This window comes from Paucihalobacter ruber (assembly GCF_006494535.1).
In the GTDB taxonomy this organism is placed as follows: Bacteria; Bacteroidota; Bacteroidia; order Flavobacteriales; family Flavobacteriaceae; genus Paucihalobacter; species Paucihalobacter ruber.
In genome coordinates this window covers 188,736-213,086 of sequence record NZ_VHIQ01000001.1, presented here as the reverse complement: position 1 = coordinate 213,086, position 24,351 = coordinate 188,736, and the positions used below count along the sequence as shown (strand labels likewise).

The 24,351-nt window shown below is 36.9% G+C and carries 21 protein-coding genes and 5 tRNA genes; 22 read left to right on the top strand and 4 right to left on the bottom strand.

What is annotated here, in order from left to right:
* Positions 1-2 precede the first annotated feature (2 nt).
* From FJ651_RS01020 to FJ651_RS00915, 22 genes are all read left to right on the top strand, one after another.
* Positions 3-386: a CBS domain-containing protein gene (locus FJ651_RS01020; RefSeq protein WP_140988534.1), complete on the top strand. Its 384-nt coding sequence runs from the start codon at positions 3-5 to the stop codon at positions 384-386.
* Between the two features lie 105 nt (positions 387-491).
* Positions 492-2,117, top strand: a complete 1,626-nt coding sequence (locus tag FJ651_RS01015) for an alanine/glycine:cation symporter family protein (RefSeq protein ID WP_140988533.1) — start codon at positions 492-494, stop codon at positions 2,115-2,117.
* A 6-nt stretch (positions 2,118-2,123) separates the two neighbouring features.
* Positions 2,124-3,014, top strand: a complete 891-nt coding sequence (locus tag FJ651_RS01010) for a ComEA family DNA-binding protein (protein ID WP_140988532.1) — start codon at positions 2,124-2,126, stop codon at positions 3,012-3,014.
* Positions 3,015-3,026: 12 nt separating this feature from the next.
* Positions 3,027-4,199 (top strand): acyl-CoA dehydrogenase family protein, encoded by a 1,173-nt coding sequence (locus FJ651_RS01005; RefSeq protein WP_140988531.1) that lies wholly within the window; start codon positions 3,027-3,029, stop codon positions 4,197-4,199.
* Positions 4,200-4,297: 98 nt separating this feature from the next.
* Positions 4,298-4,492 (top strand): 30S ribosomal protein S21, encoded by a 195-nt coding sequence (gene rpsU, locus FJ651_RS01000; protein ID WP_140988530.1) that lies wholly within the window; start codon positions 4,298-4,300, stop codon positions 4,490-4,492.
* Between the two features lie 120 nt (positions 4,493-4,612).
* Complete coding sequence (locus FJ651_RS00995) at positions 4,613-5,500, top strand: tyrosine-type recombinase/integrase (RefSeq protein WP_140988529.1); 888 nt, start codon at positions 4,613-4,615, stop codon at positions 5,498-5,500.
* Positions 5,501-5,527: 27 nt separating this feature from the next.
* The gene (hpf, locus tag FJ651_RS00990) at positions 5,528-5,830 is read left to right on the top strand and encodes a ribosome hibernation-promoting factor, HPF/YfiA family (RefSeq protein ID WP_140988528.1); all 303 of its coding nucleotides are present in this window, start codon (positions 5,528-5,530) and stop codon (positions 5,828-5,830) included.
* 101 nt (positions 5,831-5,931) lie between these two features.
* Positions 5,932-6,005: transfer RNA gene (locus FJ651_RS00985), tRNA-Thr, on the top strand.
* Between the two features lie 75 nt (positions 6,006-6,080).
* A tRNA-Tyr gene (locus tag FJ651_RS00980) sits at positions 6,081-6,166 on the top strand.
* Between the two features lie 121 nt (positions 6,167-6,287).
* Positions 6,288-6,360 (top strand) — tRNA-Gly (locus FJ651_RS00975).
* A 62-nt stretch (positions 6,361-6,422) separates the two neighbouring features.
* A tRNA-Thr gene (locus tag FJ651_RS00970) sits at positions 6,423-6,494 on the top strand.
* A 184-nt stretch (positions 6,495-6,678) separates the two neighbouring features.
* Positions 6,679-7,866 (top strand): elongation factor Tu, encoded by a 1,188-nt coding sequence (gene tuf / locus FJ651_RS00965; protein WP_140988527.1) that lies wholly within the window; start codon positions 6,679-6,681, stop codon positions 7,864-7,866.
* Positions 7,867-7,996: 130 nt separating this feature from the next.
* A tRNA-Trp gene (locus tag FJ651_RS00960) sits at positions 7,997-8,069 on the top strand.
* Between the two features lie 101 nt (positions 8,070-8,170).
* Positions 8,171-8,365 (top strand): preprotein translocase subunit SecE, encoded by a 195-nt coding sequence (gene secE, locus FJ651_RS00955; protein ID WP_140988526.1) that lies wholly within the window; start codon positions 8,171-8,173, stop codon positions 8,363-8,365.
* A gap of 11 nt (positions 8,366-8,376) precedes the next feature.
* The gene (gene nusG / locus FJ651_RS00950; protein ID WP_140988525.1) at positions 8,377-8,934 is read left to right on the top strand and encodes a transcription termination/antitermination protein NusG; all 558 of its coding nucleotides are present in this window, start codon (positions 8,377-8,379) and stop codon (positions 8,932-8,934) included.
* A 70-nt stretch (positions 8,935-9,004) separates the two neighbouring features.
* Entirely contained in the window at positions 9,005-9,445 is a 441-nt protein-coding gene (gene rplK / locus FJ651_RS00945; RefSeq protein WP_140988524.1) for a 50S ribosomal protein L11, read from the top strand.
* 12 nt (positions 9,446-9,457) lie between these two features.
* The gene (gene rplA / locus FJ651_RS00940) at positions 9,458-10,147 is read left to right on the top strand and encodes a 50S ribosomal protein L1 (protein WP_140988523.1); all 690 of its coding nucleotides are present in this window, start codon (positions 9,458-9,460) and stop codon (positions 10,145-10,147) included.
* Between the two features lie 19 nt (positions 10,148-10,166).
* Positions 10,167-10,682, top strand: a complete 516-nt coding sequence (gene rplJ / locus FJ651_RS00935; RefSeq protein ID WP_140988522.1) for a 50S ribosomal protein L10 — start codon at positions 10,167-10,169, stop codon at positions 10,680-10,682.
* Between the two features lie 65 nt (positions 10,683-10,747).
* Entirely contained in the window at positions 10,748-11,122 is a 375-nt protein-coding gene (gene rplL / locus FJ651_RS00930) for a 50S ribosomal protein L7/L12 (protein WP_140988521.1), read from the top strand.
* A 123-nt stretch (positions 11,123-11,245) separates the two neighbouring features.
* Positions 11,246-15,058, top strand: coding sequence for a DNA-directed RNA polymerase subunit beta (gene rpoB, locus FJ651_RS00925; RefSeq protein WP_140988520.1), 3,813 nt, complete (start codon positions 11,246-11,248; stop codon positions 15,056-15,058).
* Between the two features lie 55 nt (positions 15,059-15,113).
* The gene (gene rpoC / locus FJ651_RS00920; protein WP_140988519.1) at positions 15,114-19,415 is read left to right on the top strand and encodes a DNA-directed RNA polymerase subunit beta'; all 4,302 of its coding nucleotides are present in this window, start codon (positions 15,114-15,116) and stop codon (positions 19,413-19,415) included.
* A gap of 72 nt (positions 19,416-19,487) precedes the next feature.
* On the top strand, positions 19,488-19,805 hold the full coding sequence (locus FJ651_RS00915; RefSeq protein ID WP_140988518.1) for a DUF3467 domain-containing protein: 318 nt from the start codon (positions 19,488-19,490) through the stop codon (positions 19,803-19,805).
* A 43-nt stretch (positions 19,806-19,848) separates the two neighbouring features.
* Here FJ651_RS00915 and FJ651_RS00910 read toward each other — a convergent pair whose 3' ends face one another.
* The 4 genes from FJ651_RS00910 to FJ651_RS15660 all read right to left on the bottom strand — a co-directional run.
* Entirely contained in the window at positions 19,849-20,079 is a 231-nt protein-coding gene (locus FJ651_RS00910) for a (4Fe-4S)-binding protein (protein ID WP_140988517.1), read from the bottom strand.
* A 149-nt stretch (positions 20,080-20,228) separates the two neighbouring features.
* Positions 20,229-22,100 carry an OmpA family protein gene (locus tag FJ651_RS00905; RefSeq protein WP_140988516.1) on the bottom strand — a complete coding sequence of 624 codons (1,872 nt, stop codon included), beginning with the start codon at positions 22,098-22,100 and terminating at the stop codon, positions 20,229-20,231.
* A gap of 11 nt (positions 22,101-22,111) precedes the next feature.
* Positions 22,112-23,047, bottom strand: a complete 936-nt coding sequence (locus tag FJ651_RS00900) for a PorP/SprF family type IX secretion system membrane protein (RefSeq protein ID WP_140988515.1) — start codon at positions 23,045-23,047, stop codon at positions 22,112-22,114.
* Positions 23,047-24,351: gliding motility-associated C-terminal domain-containing protein (locus FJ651_RS15660; protein WP_216746053.1), on the bottom strand; the 1,305-nt coding region annotated here is incomplete at its 5' end. The genes FJ651_RS00900 and FJ651_RS15660, both read right to left, overlap by 1 nt.

Genomic DNA, 24,351 nt, shown 5'->3' with positions numbered 1-24,351 from the left:
ATATGAGCGATTATAAAAGTGCAAAAGAAATTGCTTCTAAGAGTCTTTACTACATTGATGGACTCGCCAGTGCCAGAGAAGCCATTGATAAAATGAAGCAACACGGCGTAGATACTTTAATTATTAAAAAGCGCAATGAACAAGATGCCAACGGTATTTTAGTTGTTGCAGATATAGTTAGAGGCGTAATTTTACCTGATTTAAGTCTCGACGAGGTAAGCGTTTACGAAATCATGTCTAAACCTGTTATCTCTGTTCCGGCTACTTTAAATGCTAGATATGTGCCCAGATTGCTGGCAAAAGCAAAAATTAATGTGGCACCTGTTGAAGAAAATGGAAATTATATTGGAATTGTTCATTTGCGTGACATATTGTTTTCTTTATAATTTATTATATACAGAATTGACTTTTTAAGACCAATTCTTTTACAAATCCAATTTTTTTTAGCAACTTGACCCCCAAATCCAATTACTAACTAAAGATAACTGTTTATGAAGAGATTTCTTCTGAGTGCTTTCGCATTAATGCTTCCTATTTTAAATTTTTCACAACAAACAACTTCCGAAAAAATAGACCAAATTTTCAAAGATTATACAGGTTGGTTTGTTGAAGCTATATTTTATGAAATTCCTTTTTCAGAACAGTATAGAATTCCTTGGGTTCTAATTGTGCTTATAGGCGGTGCGCTTTTTTTCACTGTGTATTTTAAATTTATCAATATCACAGGTTTTAAAACAGCCTTATGGGTAGTTAAAGGTAAATATGAAGATATTGAAAAACACGGTGTTGATAAGCTTTATGGGGATGATATCCATGATGAGAAAGCCGATATTCTTCAAACTTTAAGAGACGAAAGTGCCGATGGAGAAGTGTCACATTTTCAGGCTTTAACGGCAGCGCTTTCTGCAACCGTTGGTTTGGGTAATATAGCCGGTGTTGCGGTAGCACTTTCAATTGGTGGACCAGGTGCAACTTTTTGGATGATTGTTGCAGGTATTTTAGGAATGGCATCAAAATTTGCGGAATGCACCTTAGGGGTTAAATATCGCGATGTAGGTGAAGATGGCACGGTTTACGGTGGACCCATGTATTACTTAAGCAAAGGATTAAAAGAGAAAAAAGTGGCCGGCTTAGGAAAAGTACTCGCTGTTTTATTTGCTATTTTTGTAATTGGAGGTTCGTTTGGTGGTGGTAACATGTTTCAGGCTAACCAGGCGGCTGCCCAATTTATTCAGTTGTTCGATTTGCAAAGCGTGGATAATGCCGGAATGTATTTTGGTATTGTAATGGCTTTTTTGGTTGCCATAGTTATCATTGGTGGAATCAAAAGAATTGCCAAAGTAACCGAAAAAGTTGTGCCATTTATGGCCGGTATTTACGTGTTAGCGGCTCTTATCATTTTAGCAGCAAATTATACTAAAATAGGTGCGGCGTTTAGTTTAATCTTTGAAGGCGCATTTTCCGGATTAGGTATTGCAGGTGGTTTAGTAGGCGTCATGATTCAAGGTATTAGAAGAGGTGCTTTTTCAAATGAAGCCGGTGTTGGCTCAGCTGCTATTGCGCATTCGGCCGTAAGAACAAAATATCCGGCAAGCGAAGGTATTGTTGCGTTGCTAGAACCGTTTGTTGATACTGTTGTTATTTGTACCATGACAGCTTTGGTGATTATTATTACCAATTTTGATGGTCAGTTTATGGAATACGGCGTTGAAATTAAGGAAGGTGTAGAGCTTACGGCCACTGCATTTAACGAAGTTATTCCAAATTTCTCAATTATCTTAACCATTGCGGTGATCTTATTTGCTTTTTCAACTATGATTTCATGGTCTTATTACGGTATGCAAGGCTGGAAATACCTATTTGGAAAAGGAAAAACTACCGATTTAGTGTATAAATTATTATTTTTATTCTTTGTAGTAGTTGGTTCTTCTATTAGTCTTGGTGCAGTCATTGATTTTTCTGATGCCATGATTTTTGCGATGGTAGTGCCTAATATTATAGGTGTAATTCTTTTAACGCCTGTGGTGAGAAAGGAATTAAAACGCTACATGAGTGCCATTAATAGAAAACGAGATGCCATTGAGGATGGTGCTATTGATTTTAAAGACGAAATGTAAAAAGTAATGAACAATTTTAAATCCCATTTTGTGTTTTCCAGAAAACAACGAAGTGGGATTTTTTTGCTTATTCTAATTATTGTTTCTTTGCAGTTATTGATTTTAAATACCAATAATAATGTACGTAAGGTTGAAATTAACCCAAGCCTTGTTGCTAAGTACGATGCACAAATAGATTCGCTCAAACAGGTTAAAATAAATGAAAGTCAGCCAACAATATATCCGTTTAATCCTAACTTCATTACCGATTATAAAGGTTATACGCTTGGAATGACAACTGCAGAAATCGACAGATTACTACAATTTCGTGCTAATGATAAATGGGTAAACTCGGCAAAAGAATTTCAAAACGTTACTCTAATATCAGATTCGTTATTAGATATTATTTCTCCTTTTTTCAAGTTTCCTGAATGGGTGAGTAATTCATATAGACATCAAGGTCAACTTAATAATGATTACAGTAAGAAGTTTTCAGATGACCCTAAACCAACCGAACAAAAAATTGATCTCAATAAAGCAACAGCCGCCCAGTTACAGCGTGTTTATGGTATTGGTGAGAAACTATCTCAGAGAATAATTGAATACAGAGACATACAGCCCGATGGTTTTATTGCAGATATTCAGCTAACCGAAGTCTATGGTATTACAACCGAACTTGCTGAGAAAATCACCAACCACTTTACGGTTAAAACACCGGCGCAAATCAATAAAATAAATTTAAATAGCGCCAAGGTTGAAGAACTAGTTACCATTAAATATATAGACTATGAGGTAGCATACAATATTATCGAGACCAGAACCCTCCGGGATGGATTCCAATCTCTTGACGAATTAACAAAAGTTAAAGATTTCCCTATCCATAAATTAGAGATAATTAAATTATATTTGACGCTCTAAAAAAAACTTGTTATGAACAGCCTGTATTTCACTGAAGAGCATGAACTTTTCAGAGAGAGTTTAAAAGATTTTTTGCAAAAAGAAGTGGTGCCCCATATTGAAAAATGGGAAAAATCGGGTACCATAGAACGTTTTATTTGGAAAAAAATGGGCGAAATGGGTTTCTTTGGCATTAATTACCCAGAGGCTTATGGCGGATTAAACCTTGATTTTTTCTATACCGTTATTTTTCTGGAAGAATTACAAAAAATTAATTCGGGAGGTTTTGCGGCGGCCATGTGGGCTCACGCTTATTTGGCAATGACGCATCTTAATGCTGAAGGCAGCGAAGCTATCAAACAAAAATATTTGTCGGCCAGTATTACAGGAGACATGATAGGCTGCTTGTGTATCACCGAACCTTTTGGCGGTAGCGACGTAGCAGGTATGAGAACTACGGCTGAAAAGAAAGGCGACAAATACATCATAAACGGTTCAAAAACATTTATTACCAACGGTGTTTACAGCGATTATTTAGTTGTTGCTGCCAAAACGAATCCTTCCGAAGGGAACAGAGGTATCAGTATATTTTTAATTGATAGAGTAACTCCGGGTGTCTCAGCAACCAAACTCGATAAATTGGGTTGGCGCGCTAGCGATACTGGAGAAATTGCTTTTGATAATGTTGAGATTCCCGTATCACATTTAATGGGTGAAGAAAATAAAGGCTTTAACTATATCATGCAGCATTTCGCTTCAGAGCGTTTAATAATGGGTATTAACGCCCATGCCAGAGCTGAATTTGCCTTAGAATATGCCACGCAATATATGTCTGAACGTACCGCTTTTGGTAAAACCATTGATAAATTTCAAGCACTAAGACACAAATTAGCCGATTGCTATACAGAAATGGAAATCTGTAAACAATTCAATTACATTACTGCTTACCGATTTAATAAAGGTGAATATGTAGTCAAAGAAGCTACTATGTCTAAGTTGCAATCAACCAAAATGGCTGATGAGGTGATTTATCAATGCTTGCAATTTTTAGGTGGTTATGGTTATATGGAAGAATATCCGTTGGCAAGATTATTGAGAGACAGTAGATTAGGACCTATTGGTGGTGGAACCTCAGAGATTTTAAGAGAGATTATCGCTAAAATAATAATTGATAAAAAGAGTTATAGACCTGTAGTTAATAATTGAATTAGGAGTTGATTTTTACTTAAAAAAAGTGTTGCACATAAATAAATACTTTATATATTTGCAGCCACAAATTTTAAAAGAAGGGAGGTTAAGCTATTATGTTAATTATACCAATTAAAGAAGGAGAAAATATAGATAGAGCGCTAAAGCGTTATAAGCGTAAGTTTGATAAAACAGGCGTTAAGCGTCAGTTGCAAGTAAGAAAGCAATTTACCAAGCCTTCTGTTGAGAGAAGATCTCAAGTTCAAAGAGCACAGTACATACAAAGACTCAAAACGCAACAAGATATTTAGTTTTAAACCCTGAAAGTTATTCAGGGTTTTTTTATGCGTTAAAGTCTTATCAAAAAACTTATTACTATTTAAAATTTCAACAAAATTTTATTACCTTTAAATTCGCTTCAAAACCAACGTATGTTTTTTGCTGAATTTAAAGATTACCTACTTCTCGAAAAGAAATATGCAAAACATACCGTTACTGCCTATTTAAAAGATTTGGAAAGCTTTTCAGATTTTTTAAATGCAGAACAATACCATACCAAAGTTTCCGAAGTTAACTACAGTCAAATTAGAAGTTGGATTGTTTTAATGGTTAATACGGGTTTATCTAATCGATCAATCAACCGAAAAATCTCTTCATTAAATACCTATTTCAAATATTTAATGAAGATTGAACAAGTTTCAACAAACCCATTGTCCTCTCATAAAGCACTTAAAACAGAAAAAAAAGTTCAAATTCCATTCTCTCAAAAAGAAGTTGAAACAGCTCTCAATGAAATAGCCTTTGAAAATAGTTTTGAAGGGCTAAGAGATCGTTTAATAATTGAATTGCTTTATGCCACCGGTATGAGACGTTCAGAGCTTATTAACTTAAAACTGTCTGACGTCGATTTGGAGTCTGATATATTAAAAGTTTTAGGTAAGCGGAATAAAGAACGCTATATTCCATTAATAGCTTCGGTTAAAGAAAATTTAAAAACATATCTGGTTTACCGAAGTCAAATTACAGATGCTGTCAATAATCAATTCCTTTTCTTGTCTTTAAAAGGGCATCAATTTTCAGAAAGTCAGGTCTACAATACCGTTAAAAAGTGTTTTTCTTTGGTAACGTCAAAAGTCAAAAAAAGCCCACATATGTTGAGACATTCCTTCGCAACGCACATGCTCAACGAAGGAGCCAATTTAAATGCAGTGAAAGAATTGTTAGGACACACTAGCTTGGCGGCAACACAGGTTTATACCCATAGCAGTATAGCCGAGTTAAAAAAAATATATCAAGCTGCGCATCCACGCAACAAATAATTTTAGTTTAATTAAAAACCTATTCTTATGAAAGTAAACACTCAATCTGTCAACTTTACAGCCGACAAAAAGCTCATAGATTTTATTCAAAAACGAATGGATAAGTTAGAATTATTTTATGATAAGGTAATTCAGGCAGATGTTTATCTAAAAGTTGAAAACACCAGCGATAAAGAAAATAAAATATTCGAAGCGAGAGTTGAAGTTCCCGGAGATACTTTTGTTGTCAAAAAACAGTGTAAATCTTTTGAAGAAGGTGCCGATACCGCAGCTGCCTCATTAGAAAGACAGCTTAAAAAACGCAAACAAAAACTAAGAAATCATATCTAAGAAAAATTTTATAAAAATATTTTGTATAAAGAAATAAAACGCTACATTTGCAGTCCGTTAGAAATAACGGGCTTTTTTTGGTGCCAAAATGGTAGCAAAATGCCGATGTAGCTCAGCTGGCTAGAGCAGCTGATTTGTAATCAGCAGGTCGTGGGTTCGAGTCCCTCCATCGGCTCTTTGAAATAGCGAAGTTATTGATTGTTATTAGATTAGAAATAATCAAACAACAAACAATCCAAAGCATTTTATTGGGGAGATACTCAAGCGGCCAACGAGGACAGACTGTAAATCTGTTGGTTTCTACCTTCGCAGGTTCGAATCCTGCTCTCCCCACCAAAGCTCTCGCGAAAGCGGGAGTCTCAAACTTATAATTTGAAATTCTAAAAGGAATTGATGATAAGTCTGAATCGGTCATTAAAATTATAGAATTTAGATCCCCACTTTCGTAGGGATGAATGCGGAAGTAGCTCAGTTGGTAGAGCTCCAGCCTTCCAAGCTGGTTGTCGCGAGTTCGAGCCTCGTCTTCCGCTCTAAAATTCCTGTGCAGACAGGAATCTCTTCCCAGATCAAGAAGAGGAGTTAAATACTTTACGCCGGTGTAGCTCAGGGGTAGAGCGTTTCCTTGGTAAGGAAGAGGTCACGGGTTCAAATCCCGTCATTGGCTCAATAATAGTAAGTTTGGGATGGTCTCCCAAATTAACTTGAAATTGTGAATTAAACGAGTGACTAAGGTCACGCCTGCTAGCCGGCAGGCAGGGGTTCATCCCGATAGCTATCGGGACCCGTCATAGGCTCAAAATTGTAAAATTTGAACACTAATATTTAATAAGATTTAAAATAATTTAAACATGGCAAAGGCAACTTTCGATCGTTCCAAACCGCACCTTAACATAGGTACTATTGGACACGTTGATCACGGTAAAACAACTTTAACTGCCGCTATTACTCGCGTTTTAGCTGAAGCAGGTTTATCAGAGGTAAAATCTTTTGATCAAATTGATAACGCTCCTGAAGAAAAGGAAAGAGGTATTACTATTAATACATCGCACGTAGAATACTCTACAGCTAGCAGACACTATGCACACGTTGACTGTCCAGGTCACGCGGATTACGTAAAAAACATGGTTACTGGTGCTGCTCAGATGGATGGCGCTATCCTTGTGGTTGCTGCTACTGATGGTCCAATGCCACAAACTCGTGAGCACATCCTTTTAGGTCGTCAGGTTGGTATTCCACGTATGGTAGTTTTCATGAATAAAGTTGACTTAGTTGATGACGAAGAGTTATTAGAACTGGTTGAAATGGAAATTCGTGATTTATTAAGCTTCTACGATTACGATGGAGATAACAGCCCTGTAATTGCTGGTTCTGCTTTAGGTGCTCTTCAAGGAGATGATAAATGGTCTAAAACAGTATTAGAATTAATGGATGCTGTTGATAATTGGATTGAATTACCACCTCGTGATGTTGAAAAACCATTCCTAATGCCTGTTGAAGACGTATTTTCTATCACAGGTCGTGGTACGGTAGCAACTGGTAGAATTGAAACTGGTGTTGCTAACACAGGTGATCCTGTTGAGATCATTGGTATGGGAGCTGAAAAATTAACCTCAACCATTACTGGTGTTGAGATGTTCCGTAAAATCCTTGATAGAGGTGAAGCAGGTGATAACGTAGGTATCCTTTTAAGAGGTATTGAGAAATCTCAAATCTCTAGAGGTATGGTTATTTGCAAGCCTGGTTCAATTAAGCCACATGCTAAATTTAAAGCAGAGGTTTATATCCTTAAAAAAGAAGAAGGTGGTCGTCACACGCCATTCCACAATAACTATCGTCCACAGTTCTATGTTAGAACAACCGACGTAACAGGTAACATTATTTTACCTGATGGTGTTGAAATGGTAATGCCTGGTGATAACTTAACTATTACAGTTGATCTTATCCAGCCTATCGCACTTAACGTAGGTTTACGTTTTGCTATCCGTGAAGGCGGTAGAACTGTAGGTGCAGGTCAGGTTACTGAGATTTTAGACTAATCAAACATAACTTCAAATTAAGGTATTCGCCAATGGCGAATGCCTTGATTTGTATTATAAGGTGGAATAACCAACGGGCACAAATTTAACCTACAGGTTATAATTTATTCCGTTAGTGAAACCTCAATAAACGGGTTTAGCTCAGTTGGTAGAGCACTGGTCTCCAAAACCAGGTGTCGGGAGTTCGAGTCTCTCAACCCGTGCAAAAAATAAAAATTTGTCAATCTTTTCAATCAAAGGTTGGCAAGAAGGTTGACCAGGATAATAGAGTTATTAAAGTCAGCCAATAAAAAAAAGAAATAAAATGGCAAATGTTGTTACATACGTTAGAGAATCATTTGGTGAATTAAAAAATCATGTTACCTGGCCTACATGGGCAGAAGGACAAAAATTAATGATTATGGTAGCTGTGTTCTCAATAATTTTTTCTTTGGCTATTTGGGGTGTCGATACTGTGTTTAGCAATCTTATTGAAACCTATTTTAGCTGGATTAAATAAAACTTGAATTTATGGCTGAGGTGATTGAAAATAAAAAATGGTATGTAGTTAGGGCTGTAAGTGGCCAGGAGAATAAAATTAAAGATTATATTCTTAATGAAATTGCTCGTTTAGGATTACAAGATTATGTAGAGCAGGCAATAGTTCCTACAGAAAAAGTAGTTCAAATACGAAACGGTAAGAAAATTCAAAAAGAAAAGGTTTATTTCCCAGGCTATATCATGATACAAGCCAATTTAAGTGGTGAGATTCCGCACATTATTAAATCTGTACCTAATGTCATTGGTTTTTTAGGTGAAACCAAAGGAGGAGAACCTGTGCCGTTAAGACAATCTGAAGTTAACAGAATGCTTGGTAAGGTTGATGAATTGGCCATGGAGGCAGATGCAAATATGGCTATACCATTTAAGAAAGGTGACACTGTAAAAGTAATAGATGGTCCTTTCAACGGTTTCGATGGTACTATTGAAAAAATAAATGAAGAAAAGCGTAAACTTGAAGTAATGGTGAAAATATTCGGAAGAAAAACACCACTAGAATTAAGTTATATGCAAGTAGAAAAAGTTTAATAATTGTTACACATAAAATAGCGTTTTTGTTATAGCTTCCAAATAGCAAATCGCAATTAAAACTAGAAAAATGGCAAAAGAACTAAGCAAATTAGTTAAGTTACAAGTCCGGGGAGGTGCTGCGAATCCTTCGCCACCGGTTGGACCCGCTTTAGGTGCTGCCGGCGTTAATATCATGGAGTTCTGTAAGCAGTTTAATGCTAGAACCCAAGATAAACCAGGTAAAGTATTACCTGTGGTTATTTCTGTTTACAAAGACAAATCTTTTGAATTTGTAATCAAAACACCACCAGCTGCAGTGCAATTAATGGAAGCGGCCAAAATTAAGAAGGGATCTGGAGAACCAAACCGAAAGAAAGTAGCTAGAGTTACCTGGGATCAGGTAAAAGCAATTGCAGAAGACAAGATGGTAGATTTAAATGCATTTACGCTTGACTCAGCCATGAAAATGGTTGCAGGTACTGCAAGATCAATGGGTATAACCGTTAAGGGCGGAGAAGCTCCAAATTAAAATCTTAATTAAATGGCAAGATTAACAAAAAAGAAAAAAGAAGCAAGAGCTAAAGTTGAGAAAAACAAACTTTACTCTTTGCAGGAAGCTTCAAACCTGGTAAAAGAAGTTACTTATACCAAATTTGATGCCTCTGTAGATATCGCTGTAAGATTAGGCGTAGATCCACGTAAAGCTAACCAAATGGTTCGCGGTGTGGTTTCTTTGCCTCATGGTACAGGAAAAGACATGAAAGTTTTAGCATTGGTAACTCCGGATAAAGAAGCAGAAGCTAAAGAAGCTGGTGCAGATTTTGTTGGGTTAGACGAGTATCTTGATAAAATCAAGAACGGTTGGACCGATGTAGACGTCATCATTACTATGCCTAGCATTATGGGTAAATTAGGTCCTTTAGGTCGTGTACTCGGTCCTAGAGGTTTAATGCCTAACCCAAAAACCGGTACTGTAACTATGGACGTTGCTAAAGCTGTAAGTGAAGTAAAAGCAGGTAAAATTGATTTTAAAGTTGACAAAACCGGTATTGTGCACGCTCCAATTGGAAAGGCATCTTTTAGCGCCGATAAACTTGCAGATAACGCGCAAGAATTAATTTCAACATTAATCAAATTAAAACCTTCAACTGCAAAAGGTTCTTATGTTAAGAGCATTTTTATGTCTAGCACCATGAGCCCATCTATTGCTGTAGATCCTAAAATTAATTAGTAGTTAAACTTTTATTATTATGACAAGAGAAGAAAAATCGCACGTTATTGGAGAGTTAACTGCTCAATTGGCGGAAAATCCTGTGGTTTATCTGGCCGATATTTCAGGATTGAATGCAGCAGATACTTCTAACTTACGTCGCGCTTGCTTTAAAGCAAATGTGAAATTGGCGGTGGTTAAAAACACCTTGCTCCATAAAGCTATGGATGCATCTGAAAAGGACTTTGGTGATTTACCAACCGTACTTAAAGGTAATACCTCTGTAATGTATGCTGAGACTGGTAACGCTCCGGCAAAAGTTATCCAAGCTTTCCGCAAAAAATCAGAAAAACCGCTTTTAAAAGGCGCTTATATTGAAGAGACAGTTTACTTAGGCGATAATCAATTAGAATCTCTGGTAAATATCAAATCTAGAGAAGAATTAATTGGTGATATTGTTGGATTATTACAATCACCGGCTAAAAACGTTGTATCAGCACTTAAGTCTGGTGGCGGTAAATTGGCAGGAATTCTTAAAACCTTATCAGAAAAATAAGGAACAAATTAGTACGCACTTAAAACAAATTATAATTTATTAAAACATTTTTAAAACGATAGAAAATGGCAGATTTAAAAGATTTCGCAGAACAATTAGTTAACCTTACAGTAAAAGAAGTTAATGAGTTAGCTACAATATTAAAAGAAGAATACGGTATAGAGCCTGCTGCTGCTGCAGTAGCTGTTGCTGCCGGTGGCGGTGCTGCCGCTGAAGTTGTTGAAGAGCAATCTGAATTTACAGTAATGCTTAAATCAGCTGGTGCTTCTAAATTAGCAGTTGTTAAACTTGTAAAAGAATTAACAGGTCTTGGCTTAAAAGAAGCTAAAGAATTAGTTGATAGTGCTCCTAGTGCTATCAAAGAAGGCGTTTCTAAAGATGAGGCCGAAGGTCTTAAAACTTCTTTAGAAGAAGCCGGTGCTGAGGTTGAGCTTAAGTAAGCTACCGCAAGCAAACAATTTTCGGTTTAGGTCTAGAGAAGCTCTCTAAGACCTAAACCATTTTGTGTTATTAATGTGTAACACAAAAAAACTAATATTTTTTAATCAAAATTTCGTTCATAGATGTTAGCAAATACAGCTGAAAGAATCAATTTCTCTTCTATAGTAAATAGAACGGAATATCCCGATTTCTTGGATATCCAAATTAAATCCTTCCAGGATTTTTTCCAGTTAGAAACAAAAACCGAAGAAAGAAGTAACGAAGGTTTGTATAAAACCTTCATGGAAAATTTTCCAATTACCGACACTCGTAACCAGTTTGTTCTGGAGTTTTTAGATTACTTCATAGACCCACCAAGATACAGCATTGAAGAGTGTATTGAGAGAGGTTTAACTTACAGTGTGCCTTTAAAAGCGCGACTTAAACTGTACTGTACAGATCCAGAGCATGAAGATTTTGAAACCATTGTTCAAGATGTTTATTTAGGAACCATTCCTTACATGACACCTAGTGGTACCTTTGTTATCAATGGTGCTGAACGCGTTGTGGTTTCGCAATTACACAGATCTCCGGGTGTGTTCTTCAGCCAGTCTTTTCATGCCAATGGCACAAAACTTTACTCGGCTAGAATTATTCCTTTTAAAGGTTCATGGATTGAATTTGCTACAGACATCAATAGCGTTATGTACGCTTATATTGACCGAAAGAAAAAATTACCGGTAACTACGTTATTCAGAGCTATAGGTTTTGAACGTGATAAGGATATTTTAGAAATTTTCGACCTAGCTGAAGAAATTAAAGTGTCTAAAACCGGACTTAAAAAATACATTGGCAGAAGATTAGCTGCAAGGGTGTTAAATACCTGGCACGAAGACTTCGTTGATGAAGATACAGGTGAAGTGGTTTCTATTGAAAGAAACGAAATTGTTTTAGATCGTGACACCATTATCGATAAAGACAATATCGAAGAAATTCTTGACGCCGATGTAAAAACTATTTTACTTCATAAAGAAAGCGAACAACAGGGCGATTATGCCATTATTCACAATACGCTTCAAAAAGATCCAACTAACTCAGAGAAAGAAGCTGTAGAGCACATCTATCGCCAGTTGCGAAATGCCGAGCCACCCGATGAGGAAACAGCCAGAGGCATTATCGACAAATTGTTCTTTAGTGATCAGCGTTACTCTTTGGGAGAAGTGGGTCGTTACAGAATGAATAAAAAACTAGGTCTTGATATTGGTATGGATAAGCAAGTGCTTACCAAAGAAGATATCATTACCATTATAAAATATTTAATCGAGCTTATCAATTCTAAAGCAGAGATTGATGATATCGATCACCTTTCTAACCGTCGTGTTAGAACCGTAGGAGAGCAATTGTCATCTCAATTTGGTGTTGGTTTGGCAAGAATGGCTCGTACCATTAGAGAGCGCATGAATGTTCGCGATAACGAAGTGTTTACACCAATCGATTTGATTAATGCTAAAACACTGTCATCGGTTATCAACTCTTTCTTTGGTACCAACCAGTTATCTCAGTTTATGGATCAAACCAATCCACTGGCAGAGATTACTCACAAAAGAAGACTTTCGGCTCTAGGCCCGGGTGGACTTTCAAGAGAGCGCGCCGGCTTTGAGGTTCGAGACGTTCACTACACGCATTACGGTCGTTTATGCCCGATTGAAACTCCTGAAGGTCCAAACATTGGACTTATATCATCTCTTTCGGTTTTTGCCAAGGTGAATTCTATGGGATTCCTTGAAACGCCTTATCGCAAAGTAGAAAACGGTGTTGTTGACATTAAAAACACACCGGTTTATTTGAGTGCCGAAGAGGAAGAAGATATGAAAATTGCTCAGGCTAACGTCATAGTTGATGCCGACGGCAAAATTCAAAATGACAAAGTAATTGCACGTGAAGAAGGCGATTTCCCGGTAATTGAACCAAGCGAAGTTCAATATACCGACGTAGCCCCTAACCAGGTTGCATCTATTTCGGCATCTCTTATTCCATTCCTGGAACACGATGATGCTAACCGTGCCTTGATGGGTTCAAACATGATGCGTCAGGCTGTTCCTTTGTTAAGAGCACAAGCACCTATTGTAGGTACCGGTCTTGAGAGACAGGTGGCTAAAGATTCCAGAGTATTAATTAATGCAGAAGGTGCCGGTAAGGTAACCTATGTTGATGCCGATAAAATCGTAATCGAGTACGACAGAACAGATGATGAAGCTTTGGTTAGTTTTGATAGCAATATAAAAACTTATCCTTTGGTTAAGTTTAGAAAAACAAACCAGGGTACTTCAATTAACTTAAAGCCTATTGTCACTAAAGGCGATAGAGTTGAAAAAGGTCAGGTACTGTGTGAAGGTTATGCTACTAAAAATGGCGAATTAGCTCTTGGTAGAAATATGAAAGTGGCATTCATGCCATGGAAGGGATACAACTTTGAAGATGCGATTGTGATTTCTGAAAAAGTTGTAAGAGACGATATTTTTACCTCTATTCATATAGACGAGTATTCTCTAGAAGTTAGAGATACTAAATTGGGTAACGAGGAACTTACTAACGATATTCCTAACGTTTCAGAAGAGGCTACTAAAGACCTTGATGAAAACGGTATGATTAGAATTGGTGCTGAAATTAAGCCGGGTGATATCCTTATTGGTAAAATTACACCTAAAGGCGAAAGCGATCCAACACCCGAAGAAAAGTTACTTCGCGCTATTTTTGGTGATAAAGCAGGTGATGTAAAAGATGCATCTCTTAAAGCTTCTCCATCACTTAATGGTGTAGTAATTGACAAGAAGTTATTCTCAAGAGCCGTTAAAGATAAGCGTAAGCGTGCAAAAGACAAAGAAGATATCGAAACCTTAGAGGCTGCTTATGATCAAAAATTTGATGACTTAAAGAATGTACTCGTTGAGAAGCTATTTGCCATCGTAAATGGAAAAACTGCTCAAGGTATTTATAACGATTTAGGTGAAGAAATTATCCCTAAAGGTAAAAAGTACACTTTAAAAATGTTAAATTCTGTTGATGATTATTCGCATTTAACCAGTGGAAAATGGACAACAGATGACCATAGTAACGATTTAATTGCAGATTTACTTCACAATTATAAAATCAAAGAAAACGATTTACACGGATCGTTACGTCGTGAGAAATTTACCATCTCAGTTGGTGATGAATTACCTGCCGGAATTATTAAACTAGCCAAGGTTTACATTGCTAAAAAACGTAAATTAAAGGTAGGTGATAAAATGGCCGGACGCCATGGTAACAAAGGTATTGTTGCGAGAATCGTTCGTCAGGAAGACATGCCGTTCTTGGAAGACGGAACGCCTGTTGATATTGTACTTAATCCGCTTGGTGTACCATCTCGTATGAACATTGGTCAGATTTACGAAACAGTTCTTGGCTGGGCCGGACAAAAATTAGGTAGAACTTACGCTACTCCAATTTTTGACGGGGCAACCCTAGATCAAATCAATGAATTAACTGATGAGGCCGGCGTACCAAGATTTGGTCATACCTATCTATATGACGGTGGAACCGGTGAAAGATTTGATCAAGCAGCAACTGTTGGGGTTATTTACATGATTAAACTTGGTCATATGATTGACGATAAAATGCACGCCAGATCTATTGGACCATACTCTTTAATTACCCAGCAACCGCTTGGTGGTAAAGCTCAGTTTGGTGGTCAGCGTTTTGGTGAGATGGAAGTTTGGGCTTTAGAAGCCTACGGCGCATCAAGCACTTTAAGAGAAATCTTAACCGTAAAATCAGACGACGTAATTGGTAGAGCCAAAACCTATGAAGCCATAGTAAAAGGTGAGCCAATGCCCGAGCCGGGATTACCAGAATCGTTTAACGTGTTAATGCACGAGTTAAAAGGTCTTGGATTAGACATAAGATTAGAAGAATAATAAGAAGCAATTTGTGGTTGTTTTGCAGCCGCACAAAAAATCATATACCATAAAAATGGCAAGAAAACAAGATAAAAGTACCGTTCAGAGATTCAACAAAATCTCTATTGGTTTAGCATCTCCTGAATCCATTTTGGCTGCTTCACGTGGAGAAGTTTTAAAGCCTGAAACAATTAACTACAGAACTCATAAGCCGGAGAGAGATGGCTTGTTCTGTGAGCGCATTTTTGGTCCTGTAAAAGACTATGAATGTGCCTGCGGAAAATATAAGCGTATTCGTTACAAAGGTATCGTTTGTGACAGATGTGGTGTTGAAGTTACCGAGAAGAAAGTACGTAGAGAAAGAGTAGGTCATATTAACCTTGTGGTGCCCGTTGCACACATTTGGTATTTCCGCTCATTGCCTAATAAAATTGGATACCTCTTAGGTTTACCTTCAAAAAAGCTGGACATGATTATTTACTACGAGCGATATGTAGTAATTCAACCTGGTAATGCTACGTCTCCTGAAGGTGAACCACTTCAGAAAATGGACTTTTTAACTGAGGAAGAATACTTGAACGTTTTAGAAACACTTCCAAAGGAAAATCAATACTTAGATGATACAGACCCTAACAAGTTTATTGCTAAAATGGGTGCTGAATGTTTGATTGAGTTATTGGCTAGAATAGATTTACAAGAACTGTCTTATGAGCTAAGACATAAAGCCAACAACGAAACTTCTAAGCAACGTAAAACCGAAGCCCTTAAAAGACTTCAGGTAGTAGAGGCTTTAAGAGAGTCTAATAACAACAGAGAAAACAAGCCTGAGTGGATGATTTTGAAGGCAATTCCTGTTATTCCGCCGGAACTTCGTCCCTTGGTGCCGCTTGATGGTGGTAGATTTGCAACATCAGATTTAAACGATTTATACAGACGTGTTATTATTAGAAACAACCGTCTTAAAAGACTGGTTGAAATTAAAGCACCTGAGGTAATTCTTAGAAACGAAAAACGTATGCTTCAGGAATCTGTTGACTCGTTGTTCGATAACACAAGAAAAGCTTCTGCTGTTAAAACCGATTCTAACAGACCCCTAAAATCACTTTCCGATTCATTAAAAGGTAAACAAGGTCGTTTTAGACAAAACCTTTTAGGTAAACGTGTTGATTATTCTGCGCGTTCGGTTATTGTGGTTGGTCCGGAATTAAAAATGTTTGAATGCGGATTGCCTAAAGATATGGCAGCTGAACTTTACAAGCCTTTTATCATCAGAAAACTGATAGAAAGAGGTATCGTAAAAACAGTTAAATCTGCCAAGAAGATTATAGATAGAAAGGAACCGGTTGTTTGGGATATTCTCGAAAATGTAATTAAAGGTCATCCTGTATTGCTAAACCGCGCTCCTACCTTACACAGGTTGGGTATTCAGGCCTTTCAGCCTAAATTAATTGAAGGAAAAGCTATCCAGTTGCATCCGTTGGTAACTACAGCATTTAACGCCGATTTTGATGGTGACCAAATGGCTGTACACTTACCATTAGGCCCTGAAGCAATATTAGAGGCACAAATGTTAATGCTGGCTTCACACAATATTCTTAACCCGGCCAATGGTTCTCCTATTACTGTGCCTTCTCAAGACATGGTTTTAGGTCTTTACTATATGACCAAAGAACGCAAATCAACTCCTGAGCACAAGGTTCAAGGTGAAGGTTTATTATTCTATTCACCTGAGGAAGTTGTGATTGCTTATAATGAAAAACGCGTTGATTTAAATGCCGGTATTAAGGTTCGTACGGTAGATTTTAACGAAAAAGGAGAACTTGTAAAGCAAATCATTCAAACCACAGTTGGTAGAGTGTTGTTTAACGAAAAAGTACCCGAAAAAGCAGGATACATCAATGAAGTTTTAACTAAAAAATCTTTGCGAGATATTATTGGTAGAGTTTTAAGCGCCACAAGTGTGCCCGTAACCTCTCATTTCTTGGATGAAATTAAAGATTTGGGTTATCACTTTGCTTTCAAAGGTGGCTTGTCGTTTAGTTTAGGAGATATCATCATCCCGGCCGAAAAACAATCTATGATTGATTCTGCCAACCAATTGGTAGAAGGTATTGTTGCTAACTATAACATGGGATTAATTACAAATAACGAACGTTATAACCAGGTTATTGATATTTGGACTTCAACAAACGCTGAGCTGACTGAACTTTCAATGAAGCGTATTAGAGAAGATCAACAAGGATTCAACTCGGTTTATATGATGCTTGACTCTGGAGCCCGAGGCTCTAAAGAGCAAATCCGTCAGTTAACCGGTATGCGTGGTTTGATGGCTAAGCCTAAAAAATCGAATGCCGGCGGTGGAGAAATTATTGAAAACCCGATTTTATCGAACTTTAAAGAAGGTTTATCAATTCTTGAATACTTTATTTCTACCCACGGTGCGCGTAAAGGTCTTGCCGATACGGCTCTTAAAACTGCCGATGCGGGTTACTTAACTAGACGATTGGTTGACGTTTCTCAAGATGTAATTGTTTATGAAGAAGATTGTGGAACGCTTAGAGGTGTTGAAGTTTCTGCCTTAAAGAAAAATGAAGAGATTGTTGAATCTCTTGAAGAAAGAATTATTGGTAGAACTTCGTTGAACGATGTTTACAATCCGCTAAATGACGAATTGTTGGTATCGGCCGGTGAAGAAATAGATGAAGCGATTGCGAAAAGAATTGGGCAGGCACCGATTGAATCGGTTGAAGTTCGTTCACCGTTGTCGTGCGAATCTAAAAAAGGGATTTGCGTGAAATGTTACGGCAGAAACCTAGCTACCGGTAATACGGTACAAAGAGGTGAAGCCGTTGGAGTTATTGCAGCACAATCTATTGGAGAACCCGGAACTCAGCTTACTTTAAGAACTTTCCACGTAGGTGGAATTGCCGGTAATATTTCTGAAGAAAACAAACTGGTTGTTAAGTTTGACGGAATTGCTGAAATTGAAGATCTTAAAACTGTAAAAGGTACAGATGCCAACGGTAATGATGTTGATGTTGTAATTTCAAGAACTTCAGAAATGAAGTTAATTCAGCCAAATACCGGGGTTGCATTGAGTACCAATAACATTCCATATGGTTCTTTCCTTTACATTAAAAACGGTAGTAAAGTATCAAAAGGTGATGTAATTTGTCAGTGGGATCCATATAACGGTGTAATTATTTCAGAATTTTCAGGTAAAGTTCACTTTGAAAATATTGAACAAGGTTCTACTTTCCAAGTTGAAATCGATGAGCAAACCGGATTCCAGGAAAAGGTTATTTCAGAAGCCAGAAATAAAAAGCTAATACCAACCCTACATATTGAAGATGCCAAAGGCAACGTTTTACGCTCTTACAACTTACCTGTAGGTGCACACTTGATGGTTGACGATGGTGAAAAAATTGGTGTAGGAAAAGTATTGGTTAAAATACCGCGTAAATCTGCTAAAGCAGGAGATATTACAGGTGGTTTACCTCGTGTTACCGAATTATTCGAAGCGCGTAACCCATCAAACCCTGCTGTTGTAAGTGAGATTGATGGTGTGGTTTCTTTCGGGAAAATAAAAAGAGGTAACCGCGAAATAGTTATTGAATCTAAAACCGGAGACATAAGAAAATACTTGGTTAAACTATCTAACCAGATTTTAGTTCAGGAAAACGATTATGTAAAAGCGGGAATACCTTTATCTGATGGTTCAATTACACCAGACGATATTTTAGCTATTAAAGGTCCATCTGCCGTACAGCAATACCTTGTTAACGAAGTACAGGAAGTTTACCGACTTCAAGGTGTGAAAATCAATGACAAGCATTTCGAGGTTGTAGTACGTCAAATGATGAGAAAGGTACAAATCATCGATTCAGGTGATACTTTGTTCTTAGAAGATCAATTGGTACATACAGCCGATTTCATTGAAGAAAATGACAAGATTTTTGGAATGAAGGTTATTGAAAATGCAGGAGGATCAGACACTTTAAAACCAGGACAAATTCTAACCCTTAGAGAGCTTAGAGATGAAAACTCTATCTTGAAAAGAGAGGACAAAGAATTGGCGACTGCCCGTGATGCTCAACCGGCAACGGCTACACCTGTTTTACAAGGTATTACCAGAGCTTCGCTGCAAACCAAGTCGTTTATTTCGGCGGCATCTTTCCAGGAGACTACCAAGGTACTAAACGAAGCTGCAGTTAGTGGTAAGATAGACGACTTAGAAGGTTTGAAGGAAAACGTTATTGTAGGTCACAAAATACCTGCAGGTACAGGCGTTAGAAGATATGACACCATTATTGTTGGCTCAAAAGAAGAGTTCAATCAAATGATGAGAGCTAAAGAAGAAATGAATTATAATTAACAAATTCCCGCAAACCGGCCTACCGGCAGGCAGGAGCGGGAATCTGTTTTCTTATTAATACCCTTATCAATCATGGCAGAAGACAATAATAAATCAAAACCAGGACAAATCAATATAGAACTTGATGAGAAAGTTGCAGAAGGTATTTATTCAAATCTGGCAATTATTAACCATTCGGTATCTGAGTTTGTAATAGATTTTGTAACCATTATGCCCGGAACACCAAAAAGTAAGGTGAAGTCTAGAATTATATTAACACCGCAGCACGCCAAAAGATTATTGAAGGCATTAGGTGAAAATATTAGTAGGTTTGAAAATGCGCATGGTGAAATAAAAGAATACGAACAACCACCCATACCGCTTAATTTTGGACCAACCGGTCAGGCTTAAAAACACTAAAAACCCTTAACTGAAAAAGATTAAGGGTTTTTTATTATGCAACTTCCTGAGATTTTCTATAACACTGCAATGCCCCTGATGGACATTTTCTAACTTGATTAATAATTTCTTCGGAAGAAGCGGCATCTAATTTTACCCAAGGTATCACGGCCTGCCTGAAAACACTAGGCAACCCTTTAGCACATTTTTCGGCGTTGATACACTTTCTCGGATTAAAGGTTACAGTAATTTCTTCATTACTGAATTCGTTTGGATTAGCATTCATGGTTAGTTCAATTTGGGGTTGAAACTCAATGAAAATTATTTTTTAAGTTAGAAATGTAAGATATATATCGATAAAAAACAATAAAAATCGATAAAAAGCACTTTTTTGATGGTTGTTATAATTCCATTCGGGATTATTGGAAAAACATTCTATTTAGTGATAATGAATTCGCATCTGCGATTGATGGCATGTTCATCTTCGGTACATTCATCACCGCAATTAACTAGTAATTGGCTTTCGCCATATCCAATAGCGCTCAATCTTGATTTCTTAATACCTTTTGAAACTATGTAATTAAATGCAGACTGAGCTCTGTTTTCTGAAAGATTAAGATTATATTCTTCGGTACTCCTATTGTCTGTATGGGCGCCTAATTCAACCTCCATCCTTGGATATTTTAACATGAGGTCTATTAATACGTCCAAAGTCTTTGCTGCCTGCGGTTTAATATCCCATTTGTCCAAGTCAAAATAAATATTTTCTAATTCTATGTATACGTAACCGTCTTCACGCTGCACAACAATTTCTTCGGCATCGTCATAGGACTCTATTTCAAGCTCTATGTTTAATTCAATTCGGCCGGTATCATCTGTATTAAATGATTGTTCATTGGGTATATATAGTGGTTTGAATCCTTCAATATAGTAGCTAGATTTCGGTTTAGTTTTAAACATGTAAGAGCCATCATTGCCTACTTTCACAGAATCGATGGGATTGCGCAATGCATCAAATAATGTAATCATAGTTCCCGGTAATAGTTCTTTGGAATTTTTGTCTCGTACAAATCCTTCAACAATAATCTTTCTGTCATTTTCTTCTCTGGTAAAAGCGTAAATTTTGTCACTACCGCTTCTATTAGATGAGAGATACCCTTTATTGGTGTCTGAATTTACAATAAAAGCAAAATCATCTAATTCAGTATTAATACTAGGTCCTAAATTTAGAGGTGTTGACCAATCACCGTTATCAAGAGTTTCACAAAAAAAGATATCTAAGCCGCCCAACACTTGATGCCCCTCTGAAGCAAAATATAATATCCCCTCTTTACTTATAAACGGAAATTGCTCACGATAAGGTGTGTTAATCGTTGCTCCTAAATTTACCGGTTCACCAAATCCGTTTTCTGTGATATCTACATAGTATATATCGAAAGAACCATAACCTCCTGGCATATCACTTGAGAAATAGAGCCTGTTATTAGCTTCATCTAAAGCAGGATGTTGCGTGGAATAAAGGTTGCTACAAAAAGGTAAAATCTCTGCGTTTGTCCATTCATTATCTACTAATTTTGCTGTAAATATTCCAACAGTTGCAATTTTTTGACCATTAACATCGTGCCGTTTGTTATTGGTTCTGGAGAAATAGATTGTCTCTCCATTTGATGAAATTACGGCACTGCTTTCGTGTTGTTTGGTATTTATAGTACTACTAAATTCGGTTATATCCAATAAATTCAATTCGTCGTCAACTTTAGCTTTATAAATATTTAAATATGGTTTTTCGTTCCAAGAATAAGTTTTATTGGATTCAGAACGAGAGGATGCAAAGGTGATTTCATTCCTATAAAAATTGGTACCAAAATCACCGGGCAAGCTACCCGATTTAATCATTGTAAGGGTATAAAGATAGGGGACGCCAATATTTAGATTTTCTTTATAATTTATTGTGTTTATTGATTGGTTTTTAACCAATCCCATTAAAGAATCAGCTGGTTTTATCTTTTTAACGCCATAGAGGCTTTGTGCTAATTTAAATTGATATTCAGTTGATAAACTATCGGGATATTTATTTGCTGCTTTTAAATAAAGGGTCGCTGCTTTTTCTGTTAAACCGTTATAATAGAAGCAATCTCCCCGTTTTGTTAAGGTTTGATAGGTTTCAGGTAATTTTTCAAACAACTCTGCGGCTTTGATATAAGAGCGCTGATTAAACAGTTTGTTAGCCTGATTTAATTTTGAATTCTGACTAAAACCACTTTGTATGGAGAAGACTAAGAAAAATAAAATAAGTTTATAATACATCTTCAATTAGTTTAAAAGAATCTTGGTGACTTGTCGTAACCTTTACCTGTTTTTGATAAATCAAAAAGAAGTATCATTTCATGAGTGCCAGAATTAAAACGACCTAAATTAGAAATAGTATAGTCATATGCATATCCAACTCTTAATGTAGGCGAAATTTTAAAATTAAATAATCCGCTTATTCCATCGTTTAGTCTATATCCAACTCCAACTTCAACAGCTTCGTTGATAAGAACATTTCCGGTTAAATCAACACTTAACGGCGCGCCAATAACACTTTTTGCCATAAATGCAGGCTTAAATTTAAGACGGTCATTCAAATCAAACACATAGCCACCTGTTGTAAAAAAGTGAATAGCCTCAGAGCCTTGTGTTACTATGCCACTATTATCTTCAAGATGTTTAGATTCTAGTAGATTTGGAGCAGAAAAGCCGAAATAAAATTTATCAGAAAAATAATATAATCCAGCACCAATGTTTGGAAAAACTTGACTAATATTCTCCGCAAAAGCCGGATCGGGAAGCGGATCTGAATAAACAAAGCCGTTAAAGTTGGTCGAGAAAAATGAAAATCCACCTTTTACCCCAAAAGATAATTTGGTATTATCACCTACTTGTATTACATAAGCCAGGTCAAGAAATATATTGGTGTCTTTGACAACATCGCCTATTTGATCGTGCACAACCGATATGCCTCCTTCAAAATTTTCACTAAATTTACTATGAGCAAATAAAGTTGCTGTACTTGGCGCGCCTACTGCACCAACCCACTGCGTTCTATACAGAAGCCCAAAATTCAGCATCTCATTGTCATCTGTGGCATAGGCTGGATTTATGACACTCATGTTATACATATATTGAGTGTATTGAGGATCTTGCTGCCCAAAAGATAATGTTACTTTTAGAAGTGTCAAAAACCAAAATAATATATAAATATGTATTTTCATTATCTACTTAAATAAACGCGTCCTTGCTTGGCATCCCTTATGCCATCGTTAAACTCCAAAATATAAAAGTAAACTCCCACGGGAACAATACCACCACCTATACGACTGTTTGAAGTTGTACCATCCCATCTTGGTGTATTAATATTTCCTTCATATAACTTGTTTCCGTATCTATTATAAATAGTTAATTTAAAATTAGGATACAATATATCTAAATTGACAATATGAAAGGTGTCATTTATAGAATCTCCATTAGGTGAAAAACCATCAGGTATAATCAATTCTTCAATACAGTCGTCTAAAACTACTGTAACAGCCAGTCTTCTTAAACTCCTGCAACCATTTTGGTTTTTTATAGATCCATAATAAGTTACTCCGTTTACCAAAAGAGTGCTACTTGGTAACGGATTAGTAGCTATTTCAGATTCAAACCATTCAACTCCATTACTATCAATTAGGCGATTGGTTAAATCTTCAATTGTAGGCGTTTCATCTGTACAAAAAGTACTTCCTTCCATATTTAATTCCGGGAGTGTACTCTCAAAGATTTCAAATACTTCTGATAATTCAATATCAAAACTTGAAGGGCAGCCATTATTTTCAGAAATAAAGCTCAAGATGTTAAAGGTATGTAAACCTGTTGAAGGAAATAGCTCTGAGTTTAATACAAAGTTGATTTCACCATTTGTAGCGGTCTCTGTTACCGAATTGTTAAAATTATTACTTCCTAAGATTTCATAACTAATGGAATAATTACCGTTTTCTAAATTTGTCATGCCTGATATAGAAACAGTAACATCTTCACCTTCACAGATATCATCTATAAGAATAACTAAATTTGATATATCCGGATTAGGCAAAAAAGACACTGTGACTTCTGCAAAATCTTGGGGTCCACAGTCAGATGCAGCTACTGTATAGGTATAAGTACCTTCGGGATCAACACTGGGGTCAAAAACTCCGGTACCGCTACTCAGCGCAGGCGACCAGGTACCATTGGTGTCTGGTGTTCCGCCAAGGCTATTAAAAAGATCGAAAGTAGAAGTATCATCAGCACAAATTGATAAACCGGCATCTGTACCTGCCGATGGAGGAACTTCAAAGCTAACCGTAACGGTTGCAGTAGCATCAGCACAAGCACTGTTTGGGCTAACCACCGTATAGGTATAAGTACCTTCGGGATCAACACTGGGGTCAAAAACTCCGGTGCCGCTACTCAGCGCAGGCGACCAGGTGCCATTGGTATCGGGTGTTCCGCCAAGGCTATTAAAAAGATCTACAGTAGAAGTATCATCAGCACAAAT

Bases quoted from the DNA above. Each gene is read 5' to 3' on its own strand.
- FJ651_RS01020 (WP_140988534.1), top strand. From the start codon at position 3: ATGAGCGATTATAAAAGTGCAAAAGAAATTGCTTCTAAGAGTCTTTAC.
- FJ651_RS01015 (WP_140988533.1), top strand. From the start codon at position 492: ATGAAGAGATTTCTTCTGAGTGCTTTCGCATTAATGCTTCCTATTTTA.
- FJ651_RS01010 (WP_140988532.1), top strand. From the start codon at position 2,124: ATGAACAATTTTAAATCCCATTTTGTGTTTTCCAGAAAACAACGAAGT.
- FJ651_RS01005 (WP_140988531.1), top strand. From the start codon at position 3,027: ATGAACAGCCTGTATTTCACTGAAGAGCATGAACTTTTCAGAGAGAGT.
- rpsU (WP_140988530.1), top strand. From the start codon at position 4,298: ATGTTAATTATACCAATTAAAGAAGGAGAAAATATAGATAGAGCGCTA.
- FJ651_RS00995 (WP_140988529.1), top strand. From the start codon at position 4,613: ATGTTTTTTGCTGAATTTAAAGATTACCTACTTCTCGAAAAGAAATAT.
- hpf (WP_140988528.1), top strand. From the start codon at position 5,528: ATGAAAGTAAACACTCAATCTGTCAACTTTACAGCCGACAAAAAGCTC.
- tuf (WP_140988527.1), top strand. From the start codon at position 6,679: ATGGCAAAGGCAACTTTCGATCGTTCCAAACCGCACCTTAACATAGGT.
- secE (WP_140988526.1), top strand. From the start codon at position 8,171: ATGGCAAATGTTGTTACATACGTTAGAGAATCATTTGGTGAATTAAAA.
- nusG (WP_140988525.1), top strand. From the start codon at position 8,377: ATGGCTGAGGTGATTGAAAATAAAAAATGGTATGTAGTTAGGGCTGTA.
- rplK (WP_140988524.1), top strand. From the start codon at position 9,005: ATGGCAAAAGAACTAAGCAAATTAGTTAAGTTACAAGTCCGGGGAGGT.
- rplA (WP_140988523.1), top strand. From the start codon at position 9,458: ATGGCAAGATTAACAAAAAAGAAAAAAGAAGCAAGAGCTAAAGTTGAG.
- rplJ (WP_140988522.1), top strand. From the start codon at position 10,167: ATGACAAGAGAAGAAAAATCGCACGTTATTGGAGAGTTAACTGCTCAA.
- rplL (WP_140988521.1), top strand. From the start codon at position 10,748: ATGGCAGATTTAAAAGATTTCGCAGAACAATTAGTTAACCTTACAGTA.
- rpoB (WP_140988520.1), top strand. From the start codon at position 11,246: ATGTTAGCAAATACAGCTGAAAGAATCAATTTCTCTTCTATAGTAAAT.
- rpoC (WP_140988519.1), top strand. From the start codon at position 15,114: ATGGCAAGAAAACAAGATAAAAGTACCGTTCAGAGATTCAACAAAATC.
- FJ651_RS00915 (WP_140988518.1), top strand. From the start codon at position 19,488: ATGGCAGAAGACAATAATAAATCAAAACCAGGACAAATCAATATAGAA.
- FJ651_RS00910 (WP_140988517.1), bottom strand. From the start codon at position 20,079: ATGAATGCTAATCCAAACGAATTCAGTAATGAAGAAATTACTGTAACC.
- FJ651_RS00905 (WP_140988516.1), bottom strand. From the start codon at position 22,100: ATGTATTATAAACTTATTTTATTTTTCTTAGTCTTCTCCATACAAAGT.
- FJ651_RS00900 (WP_140988515.1), bottom strand. From the start codon at position 23,047: ATGAAAATACATATTTATATATTATTTTGGTTTTTGACACTTCTAAAA.